Origin of the sequence: Methylocaldum sp. RMAD-M (assembly GCF_017832375.1) — a bacterium.
GTDB lineage: Bacteria > Pseudomonadota > Gammaproteobacteria > Methylococcales > Methylococcaceae > Methylocaldum.
Genome location: NZ_JAFIBZ010000059.1, coordinates 1 through 4,742, shown reverse-complemented (window position 1 = coordinate 4,742; position 4,742 = coordinate 1). Strand labels below are relative to the sequence as shown.

Genomic DNA, 4,742 nt, shown 5'->3' with positions numbered 1-4,742 from the left:
GAGTTCCTACCCTGGAACCTGGCCGATCAGGTGACGGAACTGACCCAGCCGTTGGCGGCTTGAGGCTGTCACGACGGTAACCGTCGGACGCTTACTATTTTTCGGCCACGGCAGCCCGATGAACACGCTGCAGCACAATCGACATACCGACGCCTGGGCATCATTCGGAAGGCGGTTGCTGCAACACCCGCCGTCGTCCGTGCTCTGCATTTCGGCGCACTGGTATATCCACGGCACCGCTGTCACCGCAACGGCCGCGCCGCGCACGATCCACGATTTCGGTGGTTTTCCGAAGGCCTTGTACGAAGTGGAATACGCCGCGCCTGGCTCTCCCGAGCTGGCACAACGCGTGGCGGAATTGTTGTCGCCGCTCGCCGTCGCACTCGATCGGAACTGGGGGCTGGATCACGGCACCTGGTCGGTGCTCGCGCATGTCTTTCCGCAGGCGGAGATTCCCATCGTGCAGTTGAGCATCGATGCGAGCAAGCCGCCCCTGTTTCATTTTCAGCTCGGCCAGAAATTGGCGGCATTGCGCGATGAAGGCGTGCTGATCATGGGCAGCGGCAATACCGTGCACAATCTGCGAATGGTGAACTGGGACCATGACGCGCCCGCCCACGATTGGGCGCTGCGTTTCGACGAACGCGTGCACGATTGTCTCGTCAATGGGGACCATACGTCATTGATCGACTATGAGCGGCTTGCCCCCCAGGCTCTACTCGCCGTGCCGACGCCGGATCATTATTTGCCGCTGTTGTACGTCTTGGGCGCGCGCCAGCCTGGAGACGACCTCCGATTCATTACCGAAGGTATCGAACTGGGTTCGATCAGCATGCTGGCGTTTGCCTTTTCCTGACAAGCAATCGGGTGAATCGGTGAACACAAAAGGCATCGGCACGGCGGATTGGATGGAGCGTCAGCGAAACTTATCGCATCTTTAGCCGGTTTCTCGGGCGAATCTCGCCAGTCCGGTCGCTTAAGGAAGCTCTGATCAGGTTGATTCCGTTCATGGTTCGACAAGCTCACCACGAACGGAACCAATACGTTACCGTTCGTCCTGAGCCCTTCGACTTGGCTCAGGACAGGCCTGTCGAAGGATTCAATCAGAGCTTCCTTAAGGCGAACGTGGCGATAGCTTGTCTTCACGAAAAACCTGTAAACAAAAACTCACACGCCAAAACGGTCTCGCAAACGAACCCTTCCGCATGAGGTCCTAATTCACAGAAAACAACGCATAGTGTTGCAAAAAGTTATCGTGATCGTCTTACAGATGGCAGAAGGACGCTAGACCATTTTCCGATCTGGTATCAGGGAGCCCGATAGGTAGGTCGGCAATCCCTTCCCAATCGCAAACGGTCGCTTTAGTCGCGACCCTTCCGACAAAGTCTTTTGCCGACCTACGTTCTTCCCGCCCGACACGAAGCCGTACACAGGGATGAAAAACGCTCTAGCTCATGAAACACGCAACCGCGCAAGAAGACGCATACCGAGAGAAAAGGCCAGGACGTATTGGGCGGCTTTTCAAAATCGGAGATTGATCGCGAATCGTTGTACCCAGTACACGGAAGGTGCTCTATGACGAAAACCGTTGAGATTTCATCGATTCACGAGAGGCCTGTAACCGAAGACGGCAAAAGCAAGAGAGTGGACATCGTTTACTTCAATGGTGGGGGCGCCCACAAAGGCGTAGCCATGGCTCTACAGGCCGAACTGCAACGCTCTCTTCCCGAAGCCGATGTTCGGGCAGTCAACACCGACCAGATTTTTTCTCACGTTTCTTTGTTGGATTGGCTAACCCGAGCGGGCATTAAGCTTTACAACACGGGTCTGCAATGGGAAACGATGATCGGTTTGCGGCAATACATCGCGCTCGGAAGGGGATTGATGACCTTGATGCAGCCAGCGGCCCCGCGCCTTGCCGCGTTTTGGAAACACGCAGCGCCGCATGTCGTGATCTCGACGATTCCTCTTTGCAATGGAATCATTTTCGCCGCCGCCCGCGAAAGTAACCCGGAAGTGCGCTGTGTGACGATTCCGGTCGATTTCGAAGAGTTCCATAGCCGGTACTGGTTCGACCCGGCCTTGATGTCCTACTACTTGTGCGGAACCGAGCGGCTCGTGCAGCAAGCCTTGCAAAGCGGCGTGCCGGAGTCTCATGTCTTTTCTCTCCGGGGTATGCCGGTTCACCCGTCTTTTCTCGCACCCGTCGATACCGACGCGGCAGACGCTCTCGAAGAATTGGGATTGCGAAGGGATCTTCCGACAGTACTCATCTTCTTTGGCGGCCAGGGCTCAAGGTACATGGTCGACATCGCGCGGCGACTGGATGCTGCAGCGACTCCCGTGAATATGATCGTAATCTGCGGTTGTCACAGAGCAGCCTACGAGGCACTTTGCAAGTGGCGCTCACGCGAGCCCAAGCTGATCGTGGGATACACCGCCAAGGTCGCGGAATACATGAGGCTTGCAGATGTCATGGTAGGCAAGCCGGGCCCGATCTCCATCCATGAAGCCATAGCCTGCCGCATCCCGCTCGTGCTCATGGACAATCCGTCCATGCGCATACTTTTCGAATACAACATCCGTTGGGCAGAGGAAAACGGTATCGCCAAACGGGTCCGGTCCCTGGCGGAAATTCCCGAGGCAGTAAATAAAATCCTGGCATCGGACCACTACCGTCGGAACGTGGCTCGCATAAACGTCGATGCCAATGCGTGCGTTGCTGCTTGTCTACGGCAATTGATGTAAGAGCGTTAGCGGTAGGATGGGTAGAGCGCCAGCGAAACCCATCGCTTTCTGGCTGAAAGGCGGTCTGCTTGGCTGGCTCCTTGAGCCGGCTTGGCTTGCCGGAATGCGACGAATGGGGATGCAGTCGCTCGCAGCGTTCAAATTCCTGGTTGAAAACGGGACCCTACAAAGGCGATCATTCCGGGCTTCCAATGGCTCCGACCACATACTAACGGCAACTGAATCAACCCAACGAAACGACCAACGCTTCGCCGCACTGGACGGCAATTCCGCCGTGTTCCATAGCCGCCGGTGAACTTTGGCGTTGGGCATAAGGATACCTGCATGATTAGGCATCTCTCTATTGCACTGCTCGTGATTCCAGCGATTGCGCTCGCAGACAATCACCGCCCCGAGGACTGGCCAGAAGGCAGCGCGATGCACACGGGACGTTCCGCGCAAGTAAGTCTCGCCGCCGCTGATAAACGCCTCAATGAGATTTACCAGAAGCTGCTTCGATCCATGCCGGCAGATGAGCCGGACAATTTCCCAAAGACAGCACTCATAGCGGCACAGCGGGCCTGGATCAAATTCAGAGATACGGAGTGTGCCCTAGTCGGTGAAACCGAGGGAGGCGTGCGCATGTGGAAGTCAGCATTCGACACGGCGTGCCAGTCCCAGATGACGGAGGAACGCGTTGAACGGCTGGAGAAGCTTCTTACCGGCTATGAAAATTAGAGCGTTTTCCGAGTCGGTGTAAGGGATTCGGATATGTAGGTCGGCAATCCCTTGCCGACGTATCGGCTCGGCGAAGGGCTTTGTCGGAAGGGTCGCGACTAAAGCGACCGTTTGCGATTGGAAGGGCAGCTCTGGCGCTCCCAGAGATGCCGTTTGCGATTGGAAGGGTCGCGACTAAAGCGAACGTTTGCGATTGGGAAGGGATTGCCGACCTACGTTCTCCCCTCCTGGCACGAATCCGTACACCGGGATGGAAAACGCTCTCGAAGCAGCAGACAAATAGGGTCGATTCGCGATTGATGCTGGACTCGCCTGTCCCACACTTTGCGGCGGAGCAGCCCGCAGAGGCGAATTGCAGGGATGTGCAAGGCTGTTTTTCATCGGCGGTTCGCCTCCTTGAACAAGGCGGATATTGCAGCGCATAGCAGTTTGAAGACGGCTTCTTAGGACAACGATATTCACGAGTCCCGTTTAACCTAAAAACGGCGGTTGGACGTGCTCGAGTGTGCGGCGGGCGGGTCGGATGGCACGGCGCGACGAGGCCGCGGGGTAGTCTCCCGCAACGAGGAGCAACACCGCCAGGCGGCCCGCCCGCCGTGCAATCGGGTGCGTAGCAACGTCACCCAAAGGGTGAGACCCCCGATGGCTATAAAGGGATTCTCTCATAAGAGCTTATTTAGCCATCGAAGCGGTCAACCGCCGTTTTTAGGTTTAACCACGCTGATGGTGCCATCCCCTTCCATGTAGGCTGCCTGTATCTGGGACAGGTCCGCTACCCCACTCTCGCGGACCTTGCGCATCAGTTCCTCCTCGGTCAAGAACTCTCGGCGCAAGTTGCGATGCAGAATGCGCCCGTCCTTTATCAGTTCGAGTGCTTTAGGTGCCAGGACGCGCTCGATCCATCGGAACCGGTAAGCGGCCCAATCGAGCAGGAAATTCCAGAACACGATGGTGCTGATCAAAATGAGTCCGTCGGTGATGGACTTGTAATCGGCCGCCATGGCGTTCTGTGCCGCATCGGCGATGATCACCACTACGATGAGGTCGCTGACGGCAACCGAGCCGATATCACGCTTGATGATCAGGCGGAAGATCAGGAATAAGAACCAGTAGACCAGCGTCCCGCGAATGATCGTCTCCGCGACGGGAGCGCTCGGGATGAAGAGTTCCGCCCAATCGATGTCCTGATTAGCGATGAACTTCAGCCAAGCGAATTTGCCACTCGGGTCGAGGCTTAGCGAACGCCGCGGCGCGCGCCAGCCGTTGAAGCAGGGTTT

At 56.8% G+C, this 4,742-nt stretch carries 3 protein-coding genes and 1 pseudogene; 3 read left to right on the top strand and 1 reads right to left on the bottom strand.

Annotation, left to right across the window (positions count from 1 at the left end):
• Positions 1-103: 103 nt before the first annotated feature.
• The 3 genes and pseudogenes from ygiD to JOD69_RS24310 all read left to right on the top strand — a co-directional run.
• Positions 104-856: pseudogene (gene ygiD / locus JOD69_RS24320) on the top strand (4,5-DOPA dioxygenase extradiol); the annotation flags it as partial.
• 719 nt (positions 857-1,575) lie between these two features.
• Positions 1,576-2,748 carry a glycosyltransferase gene (locus JOD69_RS24315; protein WP_086134074.1) on the top strand — a complete coding sequence of 391 codons (1,173 nt, stop codon included), beginning with the start codon at positions 1,576-1,578 and terminating at the stop codon, positions 2,746-2,748.
• Between the two features lie 324 nt (positions 2,749-3,072).
• Positions 3,073-3,465 carry a lysozyme inhibitor LprI family protein gene (locus JOD69_RS24310; RefSeq protein WP_086134072.1) on the top strand — a complete coding sequence of 131 codons (393 nt, stop codon included), beginning with the start codon at positions 3,073-3,075 and terminating at the stop codon, positions 3,463-3,465.
• 692 nt (positions 3,466-4,157) lie between these two features.
• Here the strand turns inward: JOD69_RS24310 and JOD69_RS24305 are convergent.
• The coding region (locus JOD69_RS24305; protein ID WP_245245758.1) for a YetF domain-containing protein at positions 4,158-4,742 on the bottom strand (585 nt) is incomplete at its 5' end.

Excerpts from the sequence above, each read along its gene's own strand:
- JOD69_RS24315 (WP_086134074.1), top strand. The coding sequence starts at position 1,576 with ATGACGAAAACCGTTGAGATTTCATCGATTCACGAGAGGCCTGTAACC.
- JOD69_RS24310 (WP_086134072.1), top strand. The coding sequence starts at position 3,073 with ATGATTAGGCATCTCTCTATTGCACTGCTCGTGATTCCAGCGATTGCG.